The 18,365-nt window shown below is 67.6% G+C and carries 17 protein-coding genes and 1 pseudogene; 17 read left to right on the forward strand and 1 reads right to left on the reverse strand.

The features are described from left to right. Positions 1-18: 18 nt before the first annotated feature. From WS69_RS22205 to leuB, 5 genes are all read left to right on the forward strand, one after another. Positions 19-546, forward strand: coding sequence for an Lrp/AsnC family transcriptional regulator (locus WS69_RS22205; protein WP_059472822.1), 528 nt, complete (start codon positions 19-21; stop codon positions 544-546). A 198-nt stretch (positions 547-744) separates the two neighbouring features. Next, the gene (gene leuC, locus WS69_RS22210; RefSeq protein ID WP_059472823.1) at positions 745-2,154 is read left to right on the forward strand and encodes a 3-isopropylmalate dehydratase large subunit; all 1,410 of its coding nucleotides are present in this window, start codon (positions 745-747) and stop codon (positions 2,152-2,154) included. A 4-nt stretch (positions 2,155-2,158) separates the two neighbouring features. Further along, positions 2,159-2,305 carry an entericidin A/B family lipoprotein gene (locus WS69_RS22215; RefSeq protein WP_059472824.1) on the forward strand — a complete coding sequence of 49 codons (147 nt, stop codon included), beginning with the start codon at positions 2,159-2,161 and terminating at the stop codon, positions 2,303-2,305. A 68-nt stretch (positions 2,306-2,373) separates the two neighbouring features. Continuing rightward, positions 2,374-3,024 (forward strand): 3-isopropylmalate dehydratase small subunit, encoded by a 651-nt coding sequence (leuD, locus tag WS69_RS22220; protein WP_059472825.1) that lies wholly within the window; start codon positions 2,374-2,376, stop codon positions 3,022-3,024. A 93-nt stretch (positions 3,025-3,117) separates the two neighbouring features. Next, positions 3,118-4,185, forward strand: coding sequence for a 3-isopropylmalate dehydrogenase (gene leuB / locus WS69_RS22225; RefSeq protein WP_059472826.1), 1,068 nt, complete (start codon positions 3,118-3,120; stop codon positions 4,183-4,185). 177 nt (positions 4,186-4,362) lie between these two features. Here the strand turns inward: leuB and WS69_RS35710 are convergent. Further along, positions 4,363-4,518, reverse strand: a pseudogene (locus WS69_RS35710) (3-isopropylmalate dehydrogenase); the annotation flags it as partial. On the opposite strand from WS69_RS35710, the gene asd reads away from it, so the two are divergent. The 12 genes from asd (at position 4,517) to purF (ending at position 18,363) form a co-directional block, all read left to right on the forward strand. Beyond that, complete coding sequence (gene asd / locus WS69_RS22235) at positions 4,517-5,638, forward strand: aspartate-semialdehyde dehydrogenase (protein WP_059472828.1); 1,122 nt, start codon at positions 4,517-4,519, stop codon at positions 5,636-5,638. The pseudogene WS69_RS35710 and the gene asd sit on opposite strands and share 2 nt — an antisense overlap. Before the next feature lie 134 nt (positions 5,639-5,772). After that, positions 5,773-8,355 carry a FimV/HubP family polar landmark protein gene (locus WS69_RS22240; protein WP_059472829.1) on the forward strand — a complete coding sequence of 861 codons (2,583 nt, stop codon included), beginning with the start codon at positions 5,773-5,775 and terminating at the stop codon, positions 8,353-8,355. Beyond that, complete coding sequence (truA, locus tag WS69_RS22245) at positions 8,355-9,167, forward strand: tRNA pseudouridine(38-40) synthase TruA (RefSeq protein ID WP_059472830.1); 813 nt, start codon at positions 8,355-8,357, stop codon at positions 9,165-9,167. The genes WS69_RS22240 and truA overlap by 1 nt, the downstream gene beginning before the upstream one ends. Next, the gene (locus tag WS69_RS22250) at positions 9,164-9,886 is read left to right on the forward strand and encodes a phosphoribosylanthranilate isomerase (RefSeq protein ID WP_059472831.1); all 723 of its coding nucleotides are present in this window, start codon (positions 9,164-9,166) and stop codon (positions 9,884-9,886) included. Before truA ends, WS69_RS22250 begins: the two co-directional genes overlap by 4 nt. 69 nt (positions 9,887-9,955) lie before the next feature. After that, positions 9,956-11,149 carry a tryptophan synthase subunit beta gene (gene trpB, locus WS69_RS22255; RefSeq protein WP_059472832.1) on the forward strand — a complete coding sequence of 398 codons (1,194 nt, stop codon included), beginning with the start codon at positions 9,956-9,958 and terminating at the stop codon, positions 11,147-11,149. 10 nt (positions 11,150-11,159) lie between these two features. Next, entirely contained in the window at positions 11,160-12,008 is an 849-nt protein-coding gene (locus WS69_RS22260) for a DNA-methyltransferase (RefSeq protein ID WP_059472833.1), read from the forward strand. A gap of 241 nt (positions 12,009-12,249) precedes the next feature. Beyond that, a complete protein-coding gene (gene trpA, locus WS69_RS22265; RefSeq protein ID WP_059472834.1) occupies positions 12,250-13,065 on the forward strand; it encodes a tryptophan synthase subunit alpha in 816 nt (271 codons plus the stop codon). A gap of 83 nt (positions 13,066-13,148) precedes the next feature. Next, positions 13,149-14,021 (forward strand): acetyl-CoA carboxylase, carboxyltransferase subunit beta, encoded by an 873-nt coding sequence (gene accD, locus WS69_RS22270; protein WP_059472835.1) that lies wholly within the window; start codon positions 13,149-13,151, stop codon positions 14,019-14,021. Between the two features lie 98 nt (positions 14,022-14,119). Then, the gene (folC, locus tag WS69_RS22275) at positions 14,120-15,433 is read left to right on the forward strand and encodes a bifunctional tetrahydrofolate synthase/dihydrofolate synthase (protein ID WP_059472935.1); all 1,314 of its coding nucleotides are present in this window, start codon (positions 14,120-14,122) and stop codon (positions 15,431-15,433) included. A 29-nt stretch (positions 15,434-15,462) separates the two neighbouring features. Further along, entirely contained in the window at positions 15,463-16,275 is an 813-nt protein-coding gene (locus tag WS69_RS22280; protein ID WP_059472836.1) for an SPOR domain-containing protein, read from the forward strand. Positions 16,276-16,281: 6 nt separating this feature from the next. Next, positions 16,282-16,776 carry a CvpA family protein gene (locus tag WS69_RS22285; protein ID WP_010109891.1) on the forward strand — a complete coding sequence of 165 codons (495 nt, stop codon included), beginning with the start codon at positions 16,282-16,284 and terminating at the stop codon, positions 16,774-16,776. A gap of 51 nt (positions 16,777-16,827) precedes the next feature. Next, positions 16,828-18,363: an amidophosphoribosyltransferase gene (purF, locus tag WS69_RS22290; protein ID WP_059472837.1), complete on the forward strand. Its 1,536-nt coding sequence runs from the start codon at positions 16,828-16,830 to the stop codon at positions 18,361-18,363. Positions 18,364-18,365: the final 2 nt, after the last annotated feature.

An 18,365-nucleotide genomic window follows, 5' to 3' on the forward strand; every position in this document is an offset into this window, starting at 1 on the left:
TTTCAGAATATTTGTACTATGAGCGCTCCTTCCCGCCGGCTGGACCGGATCGACATCGGCATCCTCAATCAACTGCAGCAGAACGCGCGGATCACGAACGCGGAGCTCGCGCGCGCGGTGAACCTGTCGCCGACGCCGTGCTTCAACCGCGTCCGCGCGCTCGAGAAGCTCGGTCTCATCAAGCAGCAGGTGACGCTGCTGAATCCGGAGCCGCTTGGGCTGCGGATCAACGTGTTCATCCAGGTGAGCCTCGAGAAGCAGGTCGAGGCCGCGCTGCGCCGCTTCGAGGAGGCGATCGACAAGCGGCCCGAGGTGATGGAGTGCTATCTGATGTCGGGCGACGCGGACTACCTGCTGCGCGTCGTCGTGCCGAGCATGAAGAGCCTCGAGCGCTTCATCCTCGATCAGCTGACGACGATTCCCGGCGTGTCGAACATCCGGTCGAGCTTCGCGCTCAAGCAGGTCCGCTATCGGACCGCATTGCCGCTGCCTGCGGACGGGCTCACGCTTGCCGACGGCGACGACGCGCCGCAGGAATGGGTGTGAGCGAAGCGTTCGCGATTCCGGCGGCGCGATGCCTTCCTTCCGATTTGCCGGGTAATCCTGATACCCGTATCGGCTGTACCACTCAACCCACTGTTTTTTATGGGTTTTTTCGTTTTCCTGGTACAAAGGTGCGGGCTTCGCGTGGCATAATCGACTGCACCCGAACGCATGTTCGCAGTCAAACGACCCCGCATACCCATGGCACAGACTCTCTACGACAAATTGTGGAATTCGCACGTCGTCCACACCGAGGAGGACGGCACCACATTGCTCTACATCGATCGCCAACTGCTGCACGAAGTCACGAGCCCGCAGGCGTTCGAGGGGCTGAAGCTCGCGCAGCGTCCGGTGTGGCGAATCAGCGCGAATCTCGCGGTTTCCGATCACAACGTGCCGACGACGGACCGCAGCCACGGCATCGCCGATCCGGTGTCGAAGCTGCAGGTCGACACGCTCGACGCGAACTGCGATGCATACGGCATCACGCAATTCAAGATGAACGACGTCCGTCAGGGCATCGTCCACATCATCGGGCCCGAGCAGGGCGCGACGCTGCCCGGCATGACGATCGTCTGCGGCGATTCGCACACGTCGACGCACGGCGCGTTCGGCGCGCTCGCGCACGGCATCGGCACGTCGGAAGTCGAGCACGTGCTCGCGACGCAGACGCTTTTGCAGAAGAAGAGCAAGAACATGCTCGTGAAGGTCGAGGGCCCGCTGCCGCGCGGTTGCACCGCGAAGGACATCGTGCTCGCGATCATCGGCAAGATCGGCACCGCGGGCGGCACCGGCTACGCGATCGAATTCGGCGGCTCGACGATTCGCGCGCTGTCGATGGAAGGCCGGATGACGGTCTGCAACATGGCGATCGAAGCGGGCGCGCGCGCCGGCATGGTCGCCGTCGACGACACGACGGTCGAATACCTGAAGGGCCGTCCCTTCGTGCCGACGGGCGCGGAATGGAATCAGGCGGCCGAATATTGGAAGACATTCAGGTCCGACGAAGGCGCGCGGTTCGACGCCGTCGTCGAGCTGAACGCGGCGGAGATCGTGCCGCAGGTCACGTGGGGCACGTCGCCGGAAATGGTCACGTCGATCGACGGCCGCGTGCCCGATCCCGAGCGCGAGAAGGACCCGGTCAAGCGCGACGCGATGGAGCGCGCGCTCGCGTACATGGCGCTCACGCCGAATACGCCGATCGAGGCGATCAACGTCGACAAGATCTTCATCGGCTCGTGCACGAACGCGCGGATCGAAGACATCCGCGCGGCCGCGTACGTCGTCAAGAAGCTCAATCGCCGCGTCGCGCCGAACGTGCGCCTCGCGATGGTCGTGCCGGGCTCGGGCCTCGTGAAGGCGCAGGCCGAGCGCGAAGGGCTCGACAAGGTGTTCACGGAAGCCGGCTTCGAATGGCGCGAGCCGGGCTGCTCGATGTGCCTCGCGATGAACGCCGACCGGCTCGAGCCGGGCGAGCGCTGCGCGTCGACGTCGAACCGCAACTTCGAAGGGCGTCAGGGCCAGGGCGGCCGCACGCATCTCGTCAGCCCGGCGATGGCCGCGGCGGCGGCGATCGAAGGCCACTTCGTCGACATTCGCAAACTGGGGTGAGCGCGTGAAAGCAACGGCATTTTTCGGGCGGCTCGCCGCCGTGATCGCATTGGCGGGCTTCGCGTTCGGCGTTGCGGGCTGCAACACGGTCGCGGGCATGGGCGAGGACATCAACGCCGCCGGCCACGCGATCAAGAAGGCTGCGGAGTGACGGCGCGCGAGCGCGACGATTCGATTTCGCCGGCCCGCGCGGCCGGCCTCCAATCTGGTTGACGGATCATGGAAAAATTCAATGTGCATACCGGCGTCGTGGCGCCGCTCGATCGCGAGAACGTCGACACCGACGCGATCATCCCGAAGCAGTTCCTGAAGTCGATCAAGCGCACGGGCTTCGGCCCGAACGCGTTCGACGAGTGGCGCTATCTCGATCACGGCGAGCCCGGCCAGGACAACTCGAAACGTCCGCTGAACCCGGACTTCGTGCTGAACCAGCCGCGCTACCAAGGCGCGTCGATCCTGCTCGCGCGCAAGAACTTCGGCTGCGGCAGCTCGCGCGAGCATGCGCCGTGGGCGCTGCAGCAGTACGGCTTCCGCGCGATCGTCGCGCCGAGCTTCGCCGACATCTTCTTCAACAACTGCTACAAGAACGGCTTGCTGCCGATCGTGCTGACCGAGCAGCAGGTCGACCACCTGTTCAACGAGACGTACGCGTTCAACGGCTATCAGCTCACGATCGATCTCGACGCGCAGGTCGTGCGCGCGCCGGACGGCCGCGAGTATCCGTTCGAGATCACCGCGTTCCGCAAGTACTGTCTCGTGAACGGCTTCGACGATATCGGCCTCACGCTGCGCCACGCGGACAAGATCCGTCAGTACGAAGCGGAGCGGCTCGCGAAGCAGCCGTGGCTCGACAACCGGCTGATCGGCTGACGCCTCTCTCGCGCGAGCGCGCGCCGCGACCGATGGCCGGCGCGCGCGCTTCGTCCGAATCCAACAACTCATTCATCCAGTCAGGAATTTCGCATGAAGATTGCAGTGCTGCCCGGCGACGGCATCGGTCCGGAGATCGTCAACGAAGCGGTGAAGGTGCTGAACGCGCTCGGCGAGACGTTCGAGCTCGAACAGGCGCCCGTCGGCGGCGCCGGCTACGAGGCGAGCGGCCATCCGCTGCCGGAAGCGACGCTCGCGCTCGCGAAGGAAGCGGACGCGATCCTGTTCGGCGCGGTCGGCGACTGGAAGTACGACTCGCTCGAGCGCGCGCTGCGCCCCGAGCAGGCGATCCTCGGTCTGCGCAAGCATCTCGAGCTGTTCGCGAACTTTCGCCCGGCGATCTGCTATCCGCAGCTCGTCGACGCGTCGCCGCTGAAGCCCGAGCTGATCGCGGGCCTCGACATCCTGATCGTGCGCGAACTGAACGGCGACATCTACTTCGGCCAGCCGCGCGGCGTGCGCGCAGCGCCCGACGGCCCGTTCGCCGGCGCGCGCGAAGGCTTCGACACGATGCGCTATTCGGAGCCGGAAGTGCGCCGCATCGCGCACGTCGCGTTCCAGGCCGCGCAGAAGCGCGCGAAGAAGCTGCTGTCGGTCGACAAGTCGAACGTGCTCGAGACGTCGCAGTTCTGGCGCGACATCATGATCGACGTATCGAAGGAATACGCGGACGTCGAGCTGTCGCACATGTACGTCGACAACGCGGCGATGCAGCTCGCGAAGGCGCCGAAGCAGTTCGACGTGATCGTGACCGGCAACATGTTCGGCGACATCCTGTCCGACGAAGCGTCGATGCTGACGGGCTCGATCGGCATGCTGCCGTCGGCGTCGCTCGACAAGAACAACAAGGGCTTGTACGAGCCGTCGCACGGTTCCGCGCCGGACATCGCAGGCAAGGGCGTCGCGAATCCGCTCGCGACGATCCTGTCGGCCGCGATGCTGCTGCGCTACTCGCTGAACCGCGCCGAACAGGCGAACCGGATCGAGAACGCGGTCAAGAAGGTGCTCGAAGCGGGCTACCGGACGGCGGACATCGCGACGCCGGGTTGCCGCCAGGTCGGCACCGCGGCGATGGGCGACGCGGTCGTCGCCGCGCTGTAATCGCGGCGCACGGGCCGCGCGTTCGGAGCGGTTCGTCGTCGCAGTTCGGCCGGGCGGCCCCGAAAACGGGGTCCGTCCGGTTTTCCTGGCCGTTGTGCGGCCTCTTGGGTTTGTGTAGACTCGAGCGATGGCGCTGACTTCCCTGATCTCCCCGGTCTTGAAACCCCACGGCAATGAAGCCCGTGCGGGTGCGCGCGCCATTCTCGTCGGCAAAATCATCATCACGAAAACGATCACGAAAATCTGATCGTCGTCCGTCGTGCCCGCCTGTTTCCCCGCGCGGTCGCGCCGGGGACGGAAAAGGCGGGGAAGCTCCAGCAAAGGATGAGTCATGAACGTAGGTCTCGTAGGTTGGCGCGGCATGGTCGGCAGCGTGCTGATGCAGCGCATGCAGGAAGAAGGCGATTTCGATCTGATCGAGCCGGTGTTTTTCAGCACCAGCAACGCGGGCGGCAAGGCGCCGTCATTCGCGAAAAACGAGACCACGCTCAAGGATGCGACGAGCATCGACGACCTGAAGAAGTGCGACGTCGTCATCACGTGCCAGGGCGGCGACTACACGAACGACGTGTTTCCGAAGCTGCGCGCGGCCGGCTGGAACGGCTACTGGATCGACGCGGCGTCGTCGCTGCGGATGAAGGACGACGCGGTGATCATTCTCGACCCCGTGAACCTCGGCGTGATCAAGGACGCGCTCGTCAAGGGCACGAAGAACTTCATCGGCGGCAACTGCACGGTCAGCCTGATGCTGACGGCGCTGGGCGGCCTGTTCCGCGAGAACCTCGTCGACTGGATGACGGCGATGACGTACCAGGCCGCGTCGGGCGCGGGCGCGCAGAACATGCGCGAGCTGCTCGCGCAGATGGGCGCGCTGAACGGTGCGGTTCAGGCGCAGCTCGCCGATCCGGCGTCGGCGATTCTCGACATCGACCGCCGCGTGCTCGCCGCGATGAACGGCGACGCGATGCCGACGAGCCAGTTCGGCGTGCCGCTCGCGGGCTCGCTGATTCCGTGGATCGACAAGGATCTCGGCAACGGGATGTCGAAGGAAGAATGGAAGGGCGGCGCGGAAACCAACAAGATTCTCGGCAAGCCGGCGATGGGCGAGCCGGGCTCGATCCCGGTCGACGGCCTGTGCGTGCGGATCGGCGCGATGCGCTGCCACTCGCAGGCGCTCACGATCAAGCTGAAGAAGGATGTGCCGCTCGACGAGATCAACGGCATCCTCGCGTCGGCGAACGACTGGGTGAAGGTCGTGCCGAACGAGCGCGAAGCGTCGATGCGCGATCTGTCGCCCGCCGTCGTGACGGGCACGCTGTCGGTGCCGGTCGGCCGGCTGCGCAAGCTCGCAATGGGTGGCGAATACCTGTCGGCATTTACCGTCGGCGACCAATTGTTGTGGGGCGCGGCCGAGCCGCTGCGCCGGATGCTGCGCATTCTGCTCGACAAGTAAAGTAAACTACGCGATTACGACGCGTACACAACCCGAAAGCGTCGCGTTTCACGCGACGCTTTTTTATTTGCGGTCCGATTTTGTCTCATTCCAAACGCGAACCCAGGCCGCGTAATGCCGCGGCGACCAAGCCGATGACGCTTCGATTCCTTTCTTCTACGACGATCTCTGACGGCCGCCCGTCCGCGCGACGCGCTGTCGCGGCCGCCGTCCTCGTACTTGCCGGCGCGACCGTCGCGCACGCGGCGCCGGATGCGGCGAGCGCCGCGGCGGGCGACCCAGCCGCGCCGCTCACGATCACCGTGCGACCCGGCCAGTCGCTCAACGACATCGCCGTCGCCGTCACGCAATCGCACGATCCTGCCGTGCTGGCCCGCGTGGGCCGCGCGCTCTTCGATGCGAATCCGCAGGCGTTCATGAAGCGCGATCCGAGCCGCTTGAAGATCGGCGCGCAATTGGCGGTGCCGACGCTCGATGCGACAGGCGCGGCGGCCGGTGCGGCCGCGAGCGGCGCCGCGGCGAGCGGTGCGGCTTCGGCTTCGGCGGCGGGCGCGGCGTCGCATGCGGTCGCGTCGGCGGCAACGGCTGCGGCGTCGCATCCGGCGGCGACGTCGATGTCGACGGCATCGCACGCCGCGGCGGCGCTTGCGGCTTCCGCTGCCGCCGGCACGGCGTCGAGCGCGAACGGCGCATCGGCACCCGGCGCCGCTTCGACGCATGCGCCGTCCGCAGCCGCGCAGGCGGCGGCTCCCGCGGCATCGTCCAGTGTCGGCGGTCCGCACGTCTGGAGCGGTTCGATTCAGCAAGCCCCCGCCGCCGCGAGCGGCGCGTCGGCGGCCGGCGCGGAAGCGTTGCTCGTTCCTGGCGCCGCGAATCTGGCGCTGTCGGGTTCGTCGGCGCAGGTGGCGACGGGCGCGTCGCAAGCGCGGCCGTCGAGCCTGCAGCAACTGCTCGCGCTGAAGAATCGCGTGTTGATGGAACTGCAGAAGCACGGGATCGGCAAGCCTGCCGCGAACGGCGCGCTGACGCCCGCTCCGGTGGCCGGAAGCGCGCAGAAGCCGCAGCCGAGCGCGGCGGCGTCCGCTGTGCCCCGCTCGGGGGAGGGCGGTTCCGAAGCGGCGGCGACGGCCGGATCGACGACGAGCGCCGCTTCCGCGCCTGCCGTGACGCCGCCCGTGAGCGCCGCGCCGCGCACCGCGGTGCCGCAACTGTCGTTCAATTCGGGGGCTGCGATCGCGGTCGGCGCGGCCGTCGTCGCGCTGATCGCGGGCTTCGCGCTGCGCCGGCGCAAGAAGGGGCCGCCTGCCGACGCGATCGAGCCGGGCGCATTCACGCCGGCGCCGGCGCTCGATCCGGATGCGGTCGCCGCCATTGCCGGTGCGCCGGATGCGGCGGCCGAAGAAAAGCGCGAAGCAGGCGGGCAAGCTGCGACGGCTGCCGCGCATTGCGAGTCGCCGATCGCGCCGCCCGCCGAAGTGAAGACTGCGCCGACGAAGACCGAATCGACGATCGCCGAATCGAAGTCGGCGCCTGCGACCGGGCCGGACATCGCTGCGACTCGTGGGCCGCAAACGCCGCCCGTCGAGCCATTGACGCTGGAAATGCCGCAGCCGGACGAGCGAAGCGGCGCGCCGCATACGCCCGAATCGGACGACGCACAGTCCGGTGTTCCGCAGACCGGCGCGAAGACGGCGCCGTACGCGTGGCGCCAGGCATTTCCGCACGATGCGATCACGGCGCTCGACAGCCTCGACATGCCGCTGCCACCCCGCGCGTCGATTTCGGACGATGCGGGCCAAGCGGCGGAATCGCAGCATGCCGAGCCGGCCGGTTCGGGTTCGGCGCAGCGCGCAACTAACGGTCAAGCCGCCACGCACCGGCCAATTGGCGCGGAAGATTCGCGTGAAGTGGGAACGCATGGCGAAGCAACGCCAGGGGCGGATCATGATGGGGGCGAATCGCTTCGCGACGAAACGCCCGTGGCCCGCCCGTGGGGGGCCGAGCCGCATCAGGCGACACCGCTGGGCGGAGCCGAACAGGGTGAAGCGGCGGCGCCGGTGGCCGGATCGCCCGCGATCGAATCGCAATCGGAGGGGCAGCGTAGGCAGGATGCGTCGGGAGCCGAATCTCAGGCATTTGCGGCGGGAGCGGGCGGATCGGGGGCGGGCGCGTTGTCCCAGCCCGCGGCGCTCGGCGCGGCGCAGCCGCTGACGTCGAACGAAGCTACGCCGCACGCGGACGAGCCGCCGCAAACTGCGCCGCAGCAGGCCGGCGACGCATCGCCGCAGGCCGCCGCGCCGCACGAAGCGAGTACGCCTGGCTTCGCACTGCCGAACGCGCTTCCTGGGCACGCCGAGACGCCGTTGGCTGCTCCGCAGCCCGGCGCATCGTTCGCCGCGCCGTCGCCTGCCGCTCCGAGCCGCGAGCCGGCCGCATCGTCTCCGAACCTGCCGCCGCTCGGCGTCGCGCAATTCGGCGCGCTGAGCCTCGATTTCGACCTCGATCTGCCGACCGGCCCGAGCGCGTCGCTGCCGGCGTTCACGCCCGAAGCGCTCGCGAAGATCGCGCGCAACAAGCTCGAGCTCGCGTCCGAATATGTCGAGCTCGGCGACCTCGCCGGCGCGCGCACGCTGCTGCACGAAGTGATCGAAGCCGGTCACGCCGACACGCGCGACGAAGCGCACGTGATGCTCGCCAAACTGGCCGATCTGTCGTGATGAGAATCGCACTCGGCATTCAGTACGACGGCGCGGCGTTTTGCGGTTGGCAGTCGCAGCCGCACGGCAAGACCGTCCAGGACGCGCTCGAGCGGGCGCTCGCCGAATTCGCGCAGACCTCGCTGCACACGACGGTCGCGGGTCGCACCGACACGGGCGTGCACGGCCTCGGCCAGGTCGTCCATTTCGATACGGCGCTCGACCGCGCGGACTTCTCGTGGGTGCGCGGCACGAACGCGTTCCTGCCATCCACGGTTTCCGTGCAGTGGGCGAAGCCGATGCCGGACACATTTCACGCGCGCTTCGCCGCATTCGAGCGCACCTATTACTACGCGCTCTACGTGCATCCGGTGCGCTCGCCGATGCTCGCCGGACGCGCGGGCTGGGTCCACATGCCGCTCGACGTCGACGCGATGCGCGACGCCGCCGAATATCTCGTCGGCGAACACGATTTCTCGGCGTTTCGCTCGTCCGAGTGTCAGGCGAAGTCGCCGATCAAGCATCTGTACCAGATCGGCATCCGTCCCGACGGCGATTTCATCCATTTCCGCTTCCGCGCGAACGCGTTCCTGCACCACATGGTGCGCAACCTGATGGGTTGCCTCGTCGCGGTGGGACGCGGCCGCTACCCGGCGTCGTGGCTCGCGGACGTGCTCGACAGCCGCGACCGCGACTGCGCGGCGCCGACTTTCATGCCCGAAGGGCTCTATCTCGCGCACGTCGGCTATCCGGCCGAATTCGCGGTGCCGCCCGCGCAGCTCGGCAGCGTGTCGTGGAGCAGCGTGTGGGCCGATTTGGACGGACGGCCATGATGACCGATACGACGAACGACGCGCCGTCCGCAGACGCGCACCACGAAGCCGGGCGCGCCGCGCCGCCGCCGCGCACGCGGATCAAGCTCTGCGGGCTGTCGCGGCCCGGCGACGTCGACTGGGCGGCCGAGCTCGGCGCCGACGCGATCGGTCTCGTGTTCTATCCGAAGAGCCCGCGCGCGGTGACGATCGAGCAGGCGGCCGAGCTCGCGAAGCGCGTGCCGCCGTTCGTGTCGGTCGTCGGATTGTTCGTCAATCCGACCGCGGACGAGATCGCGCGCGTCGCGAGCGAAGTGTCGCTGTCGCTGCTGCAATTCCACGGCGACGAGACGCCCGGGCAGTGCGCGGCGCTCGCCGCCGCCGCCCGGCTGCCGTGGCTGCGCGCGTTGCGCGTGGGCGTGGCGACTCGGCCGGCCGATTTGGTAGAATCGGCACTTCAATATTCGGCAGCCCGCGGTTTCTTGTTCGACACCCTCGTCGAGCACTATGGCGGCAGCGGCAAGGTCTTCGATTGGTCACTTATTCCAGCAGAGCTCGCGCGTCGGGCCGTTTTGAGTGGTGGGTTGAACGCGCAAAACGTCGGTGATGCGATCCGTCAGGTGCGTCCGTTCGCGGTCGATGTCTCGAGCGGCATCGAAACGCCGGGCGCAAAGGGCGTGAAGGATCGCGCCCGCATGGCGGCGTTCGTGCGCGCAGTGCGCGAAGCGGACGCCGGGTGATGCCAGCCCGCGCGGCGGGCGCCGGAAGCGAGAACCGGCGCGCCGCGCGGTCGAACCGAGAGTGACGTCATGTACAACCTCCCCGATGATCGTGGCCATTTCGGCCCATATGGCGGCGTGTTCGTCGCCGAAACGCTGATTCACGCGCTCGACGAGCTGCGTGCCGCGTACGAGAAATTCAAGAGCGACCCCGACTTCGTCGCCGAGTACGAACGCGAGCTGAAGCACTTCGTCGGCCGTCCGTCGCCGATCTATCACGCGCAGCGCTGGAGCGAGATGCTCGGCGGCGCGCAGATCTACCTGAAGCGCGAAGACCTGAACCACACGGGCGCCCACAAGGTGAACAACGTGATCGGCCAGGCGCTGCTCGCGAAGCGGATGGGCAAGAAGCGCGTGATCGCCGAGACGGGCGCGGGCCAGCACGGCGTCGCGACCGCGACGATCGCCGCGCGCTTCGGCATGGAGTGCATCGTCTACATGGGCGCCGAGGACGTGCGCCGGCAGGCCGCGAATGTCTACCGGATGAAGCTGCTCGGCGCGACCGTCGTGCCCGTCGAATCCGGCTCGCGCACGCTGAAGGACGCGCTCAACGAAGCGATGCGCGACTGGGTCACGAACATCGAGAACACGTTCTACATCATCGGCACGGTCGCGGGCCCGCATCCGTACCCGATGATGGTGCGCGACTTCCAGCGCGTGATCGGCGACGAATGCAAGGTGCAGATGCCCGAGCTCGCCGGCCGGCAGCCGGACGCGGTGATCGCCTGCGTCGGCGGCGGCTCGAACGCGATGGGTATCTTCTATCCGTACATCGATGACGCGGCCGTCCAGCTGATCGGCGTCGAGGCGGCGGGCGACGGGCTCGACACCGGCCATCACGCGGCGTCGCTGATCGGCGGCAGCCCGGGCGTCCTGCACGGCAACCGCACGTACCTGCTGCAGGACGACGACGGCCAGATCATCGAGACGCATTCGGTGTCGGCGGGCCTCGACTATCCGGGCGTCGGCCCGGAGCACGCATGGCTCAAGGACAGCGGCCGCGCGCAGTACGTCGGCATTACCGACGTCGAGGCGCTGAAGGCGTTCCACGAGTGCTGCCGGATCGAGGGCATCATCCCGGCGCTCGAGTCGAGCCACGCGATCGCCTATGCGACGAAGCTCGCGCCGACGCTGCCGAAGGAGAAGATCCTGCTCGTCAACCTGTCGGGCCGGGGCGACAAGGACATGCACACGGTCGCCGAGCGATCGGGCATCGCGCTCTGAACCCCGACCGATGCGCGACCTGATCGAAGAGCCGGGGGGCGGCGCGGCGAGCGAAGCGGAAGCGGTTCCGGCCGCGTCCGCCGCCTGCGCGCTGCCCGCCGGCATCGAATTGCACAACCGCGATTTCCTGACCGAAGCCGCGAGCCTGCCGGATGCGTCGATCGACCTGATCGTCGCCGATCCACCATACGGGCTCGGCAAGGACTACGGCAACGACTCGGACAAGCGCTCGGGCGACGAGCATCTCGCGTGGACGCGCGAATGGCTCGATCTCGCGATTCCGAAGCTCAAGCCCAGCGGCTCGATGTACGTGTTCTGCACATGGCAGTACGCGCCCGAGATCTTCAGCTTCCTGAAGACGAAGCTCACGATGGTCAACGAGATCATCTGGGACCGGCGCGTGCCGAGCATGGGCGGCACGACGCGCCGCTTCACGTCGGTGCACGACAACATAGGCTTTTTCGCGGTGTCGAAAGGCTATTACTTCGATCTCGATCCGGTCCGCATCCCGTACGACGCCGATACGAAGAAAGCGCGCTCGCGCAAGCTGTTCGAAGGCAGCAAGTGGCTGGAGATGGGCTACAACCCGAAGGACGTCTGGTCCGTGTCGCGCCTGCACCGCCAGCATGCGGAGCGGGTCGACCATCCGACCCAGAAGCCGCTCGAGATCGTCGAGCGGATGGTGCTCGCGAGTTGCCCGCCTGGCGGCCGCGTGCTCGATCCGTTCATGGGCAGCGGCACGACCGCGGTGGCCTGCGCGCGGCAGCGGCGCGACTTCGTCGGCTACGAGATCAACGAAAGCTATTGCGCGATCGCGCGAGAGCGCGTGACGGCGCTGGTGGCGCCGACCGGCGCTTGAGTAGCGCGGCGTGCGCGATAGCGAACGTTGTGTTGCATGGGACCGGAGTAAGCGCTGAAGCGCTCACTCCGGATCGACAGCTTTGCATGGGACCGGAGTAAGCGCTAAAGCGCTCACTCCGGATCGACAGCTTTGCATGGGACCGGAGTAAGCGCTAAAGCGCTAACTCCGGATCGACAGCTTTGCATGGGACCGGAGTAAGCGCTAAAGCGCTAACTCCGGATCGACATAGGAAACAGTCATGTCCCGTATTCAGAATACGTTTGCCGCACTCGCCGCCCAAGGGCGCAAAGGGCTCGTCCCATTCATCACCGCGGGCGATCCCGATCCGGCGAGGACAGTCGAGCTGATGCACGCGCTCGCCGAAGGCGGCGCAGACGTCATCGAGCTCGGCGTGCCGTTCTCCGATCCGATGGCGGACGGTCCCGTGATCCAGCGCTCGTCCGAGCGCGCGCTCGAGAAGGGCGTGACGCTCCATAGCGTGCTCGACGACGTGAAGCGCTTCCGCGAGCGCGACGCGAAGACGCCCGTCGTGCTGATGGGCTACGCGAACCCGATCGAGCGGATGGGCGAGGATGCGTTCGCGGCAGCCGCGCGCGACGCGGGCGTCGACGGCGTGCTCGTCGTCGACTACCCGCCCGAGGAAGCGCACGATTTTGCCGCGAAGATGCGCGCGGCGGGCATCGATCCGATCTTCCTGCTCGCGCCGACGTCGACCGACGACCGGATCGCCGCAGTCGCCCACGTGGCGAGCGGCTACGTCTACTATGTGTCGCTCAAGGGCGTGACCGGCGCGGGAAATCTGGATGTTTCGAGCATTGCGGGTAAAATCCCCGCCATCAAGGCGCGTGTGCCGCTCCCCGTCGGGGTCGGTTTCGGCATCCGCGACGCCGCGACGGCGCGCGCGGTGGCCGAGGTGGCGGACGCCGTCGTGATCGGCAGCCGCCTCGTGCAATTGCTCGAGCAGGCCGCGCCGGAAAGCGCCGCCGCCGAGCTCAAGGGGTTCGTCGCCGAGCTGCGCGCCGCGATCGACGGCGCACGCAAGCCGGCCGCGTAAGCGACGCGCGAGAAGTCAACACATAGCTGACGGCGGGCCCGGGTGCAGACTGCCCGGCCCGCCACCGAACAGGAAACCATACGATGAGCTGGCTCGACAAACTGTTGCCGCCGAAGATCAAGCAGACCGATCCGAAAAGCCGCAAGGGGATTCCCGAGGGCCTGTGGGTCAAGTGCCCGTCGTGCGAAGCGGTGCTGTACCGCAACGACGTCGACGCGAATCAGCACGTGTGCCCGAAGTGCGATCACCACATGCGGATCGGCGCGCGCGAGCGCCTCGACGCGCTGCTCGATTCGGAAGGCCGCTACGAGATCGGACAGGAGATCGTCCCGGTCGATTCGCTGAAGTTCAAGGACAGCCGCAAGTATCCGGATCGTCTGAAGGAAGCGATGGAGGAGACGGGCGAGACCGACGCGATGGTCGTGATGGGCGGCGCGATCCGCACGCTGCCCGTCGTCGCCGCGTGCTTCGAGTTCTCGTTCATGGGCGGCTCGATGGGCTCGGTCGTCGGCGAGCGCTTCGCGCGCGGCGCGCAGAACGCGCTCGAGCAGCAGGTGCCGTTCATCTGCTTCACCGCCTCGGGCGGCGCGCGGATGCAGGAAAGCCTGCTGTCGCTGATGCAGATGGCGAAGACCACCGCGATGCTGACGAAGCTCTCCGAGGCGAAGCTGCCGTTCATCTCGGTGCTGACCGATCCGACGATGGGCGGCGTGTCGGCGAGCTTCGCGTTCCTCGGCGACGTCGTGATCGCCGAGCCGAAGGCGCTGATCGGCTTCGCCGGCCCGCGCGTGATCGAGCAGACGGTCCGCGAGAAGCTGCCGGAAGGCTTCCAGCGCGCCGAGTTCCTGCTGACGACGGGCGCGATCGACATGATCGTCGACCGCCGCAAGATGCGCGACGAGATCGCGCAGCTGCTCGCGCTGCTGCAGCGCCAGCCGGCCGACGCGCTGGCTTGACGGCCACGCGGGTGATTGCACGACCGCGCGTCGCTCGGCTTGCGCCGAGCGGCGCGTTTGTTTTTTCGGCGTATTCGCTTTGATTCGCTTTGAATTCGATGAGCACTTTTCCCACTCTCGACGCGTGGCTCTCGCACCTCGAAAGCGCGCATCCCGTCGGCATCGACATGGGCCTGACCCGCATCGGCAAGGTGAAGAACGCGCTGAAGCTCCAGTTCGCGTGCCCGGTGATCACGGTCGGCGGCACGAACGGCAAGGGCTCGACCTGCGCGTTCCTCGAGACGATTCTCGTGCGCGCGGGCTATAAGGTCGGCTGCCACACGTCGCCGCACCTGCTGCGCTTCAACGAGCGTGCGCGCGTCGATGGGCGGATCGTCGAAGACGACGAGCTGCTGCCGCACTTCGAGGCGGTCGAGGCGGCGCGCACGAGCCTGCCGGAACCGGTGTCGCTCACGTACTTCGAGTTCACGACGCTCGCGATCATGCACCTGTTCGCGTCGCGCGGGCTCGACGCGGTGATCCTCGAAGTGGGGCTCGGCGGCCGGCTCGACGCGGTCAACGTGATCGATACCGATTGCGCGATCGTGACGAGCATCGACGTCGACCACATCGAATATCTCGGCGACACCCGCGAGAAGATCGCGTTCGAGAAGGCGGGCATCTTCCGTCCGGGCAAGCCCGCGATCTGCGGCGACCCGACGCCGCCGCAGACACTCATCGATCACGCGGCTGCGATCGGCGCGGATCTGTGGCTCGTCGGGCGCGACTTCCGCTTCGCGACGCAGCCGGGCAGCGAGCGCCAGCAGTGGGCCTACGTCGGCCGCGACAAGCGCTATCCGGCGCTCGCGTATCCGGCGCTGCGCGGCGCGAACCAGTTGCTCAACGCGTCGGCCGCGCTCGCCGCACTCGAGGCGCTGCGCGAGAAGCTGCCCGTGTCCGCGCAGGACATCCGGCTCGGGCTTGCGAACGTCGAACTGCCGGGGCGCTTCCAGGTGCTGCCCGGCAAGCCGCTCGTGCTGCTCGACGTCGCGCACAACCCGCACGCGGCCGCGGTGCTCGCACAGAATCTCGACGGCATGGGCTACTACCCGTACACGTACGCGGTGTTCGGCGCGATGGCCGACAAGGATCTCGCCGGGATCGTCGAGCGGCTGAAGGGCTCGATCGACCACTGGCATCTGACCGATCTGCCGCTGCCGCGCGCGGCGTCGGCCGAGGTGCTCGAGCGCGTGCTGCGCGGCGCGGGCGTCGAAAATGGCGCGCAACATAGCGTCGCGCGTCACGCGACGCCGGCCGATGCGTTCCTCGATGCGCTAAAAAGCGCATCCGACAATGATAGAATCGTGGTTTTCGGTAGCTTCTACACGGTAGCGGGCGTGATGCCCGTCGTGGACCGCCGCCATGACCACTGACTGACGAGTAGCTTCGGGTTCAGCCATACATGGGAATTTTTTCGTTCGGCAAGAAAGATGACGACGCGCCGCAAAGGCGCGGGTCGCGGTCCGGCGCCCGGACCGTGCGCACCGAACGCGTGGAGCGCCGGTCGCGCCGCACCGAGCGGCCCGACACCGACGCACTGCTGCTCGATCCGACCCTTCCTGAAAAACAACGCGCGCGTCGGCGCCTCGTCGGCGCGATCGCGCTCGTCGTCGCCGCGGTGATCGTGCTGCCGATGGTGCTCGATTCGCATCCGAAGCCCGTCACCGACGACGTCGCGATCGACATCCCGAGCCGTCCGTCGCACCAGGCGGCCGCCGCGAACGACGAAGACGCATCGGACGTCCAGGCGGGCGTCGCGCACGACGAGCCGCCCGCGTCCGGGGCTGTCGCGGCGGCGAGCGTCGCGCCGGCGCCCGCTGCGGCCGCGAAGTCGGGCGTTCAGGAAGCCAGGAAGACCCAAACCGCCGCCGCGAAGGCGCCGAGCGCCGCGCAGAAGCCGGCCGCGATGCCGCCGCAGGACACTGCCGCGGCTCCTCGCACGCCGGCCGCGACGGCATCGGCCGACGGCGATGCATCGTCGCCCGCATCGCCGCCCGGTGCGCGCTTTGCGCTGCAGCTCGGCTCGTTCCGCGACGACTCGACCGCCCGCACCTGGGCGACGAAGTTGAAAGCGGCGGGGGTGCCCGCCTATGTCGAGCATCGCAAGCAGGCCGACGGCAGTACGGCTACACTGTTGCGCGCGGGGCCGTTCGCCGATCGCGCGGCCGCGTCCGCCGCGATCGCGAAGGTGCGCGAAGCGGGCCTCGCGCAGTAACGGGCGATGCTGACCGCTTTCGACTACGCCGTCCTGCTGGTGATCGGTCTGTCGGCGTTGCGCGGCGCGTGGCGCGGCTTCGTCGGCGAGATCTTCGGCCTGATCGGCTGGATCGCCGCATTTTTGATCGCGTGCCGTTTCGTCGGCGTCGTGCTGCCTTACATTCCGGCGACCTGGCCGGGCGGCGCGCTGACCCAATGGGTGATCGCGTTTGCGTTGATCGTCATCGGCGTCGTGCTCGTCGCGGGCGTCGCGAACGCGCTGTTGTCGCGGATCGCGCAGGCGACGGGCCTGGGCGGCGTCGACCGGTCGCTCGGCATGATGTTCGGCCTCGTGCGCGGCGTGCTGCTCGTGGTGCTGCTCGTCGCTGCGGCCGGCTTGACCGAGCTGCCGAAACAGGATTTCTGGCGCGACGCGTTGCTGCGTCCGTTCGCCGAACAGGGCGTGCGCGAGCTGAAGCCGCTCTTGCCCGACGGGCTCGCCGCGTACATTCACGTCTGATCGCGCGAGCGCACCGACCGAACCGTTTTTTGTATCGTTGAAGGACATGCCATGTGCGGCATCGTAGGCGTTATCTCCCAGTCTCCGGTCAACCAGCTCGTCTATGACAGCTTGCTGCTGCTGCAGCATCGCGGTCAGGATGCAGCGGGCATCGCGACGGCGGACGGCAGCAATTTCCACATGTACAAGGCGAACGGCATGGTGCGCGACGTGTTCCGCACGCGCAACATGCGCAGCCTGCCCGGCACGTCCGGGATCGGCCAGGTCCGCTACCCGACGGCGGGCTCCGCGTCGAGCGAAGCCGAAGCGCAACCGTTCTACGTGAACGCGCCGTTCGGCATCATCCTCGCGCACAACGGCAACCTGACGAACTGGCAGCAGTTGAAGGACGAGATGTTCCGGATCGACCGCCGCCACATCAACACGAACTCCGACAGCGAAGTGCTGCTGAACGTGCTTGCGCACGAGCTGCAGTTGTCGACGACGGGCCTCGAGCTCGATCCGGATTCGCTGTTCAGGGCGGTCGCGGGCGTGCATCGCCGCGCGCACGGCTCGTACGCGATCGTGTCGCTGATCGCGGGCCACGGCCTCCTCGCGTTCCGCGATCCGTTCGGCATCCGCCCGCTTTGCCTCGGCAAGCTCGAAACCGATCACGGCACCGAATGGATGGTCGCGTCGGAGTCGGTCGCGGTCGAAGGCATCGGCTTCGAGTTCGTCCGCGACGTGCAGCCGGGCGAGGCGATCTTCATCGACGTCGACGGCAAGTTCCACAGCCGCCAGTGCGCGGACAAGCCGAGCCTGAATCCGTGCATGTTCGAGTACGTGTACCTCGCGCGTCCGGATTCGTGCCTCGACGGCGTGCCCGTCTACAACGTCCGTCTGCGGATGGGCGATTACCTCGCCGAGAAGATCAAGCGCGAGCTGCCGAACGTGCCGATCGACGTCGTGATGCCGATTCCCGATTCGTCGCGTCCGGCTGCGATGCAGGTCGCGGCGAAGCTCGGCGTCGAGTATCGCGAAGGCTTCTTCAAGAACCGCTACGTCGGCCGCACGTTCATCATGCCGGGCCAGGCGGTGCGCAAGAAGTCGGTGCGCCAGAAGCTCAACGCGATGAGCATCGAGTTCAAGGACAAGCACGTGCTGATCGTCGACGATTCGATCGTGCGCGGTACGACGTCGCACGAAATCGTGCAGATGGCGCGCGACGCGGGCGCGAAGTCGGTGATCTTCGCGTCGGCGGCGCCGCCCGTGAAATTCCCGAACGTCTACGGGATCGACATGCCGACGCGCGGCGAGCTCGTCGCGCACGGCCGCACCGACGAGGAAGTCGCGAAGATCATCGGCGCCGATTACCTGATCTATCAGGATGTCGACGATCTGCGCCGCGCGGTGCGCGACATCAACCCGTCGCTCGAGCGCTTCGAGGCGTCGTGCTTCGACGGCGACTATATTACGGGCGACGTCACGCCCGAGTATCTCGACGCGATCGAGCGCGCGCGTCTCGCGCCCGCGTCGCAGGCGGATCGCGATCCGAGCGGCGAAGGCGCCGCGCGCTCGCAGATGAACCTGCAGCTATCGGTCGAGTGAGC

This window comes from Burkholderia sp. BDU5 (assembly GCF_001522845.1).
Lineage (GTDB): Bacteria > Pseudomonadota > Gammaproteobacteria > Burkholderiales > Burkholderiaceae > Burkholderia > Burkholderia mayonis.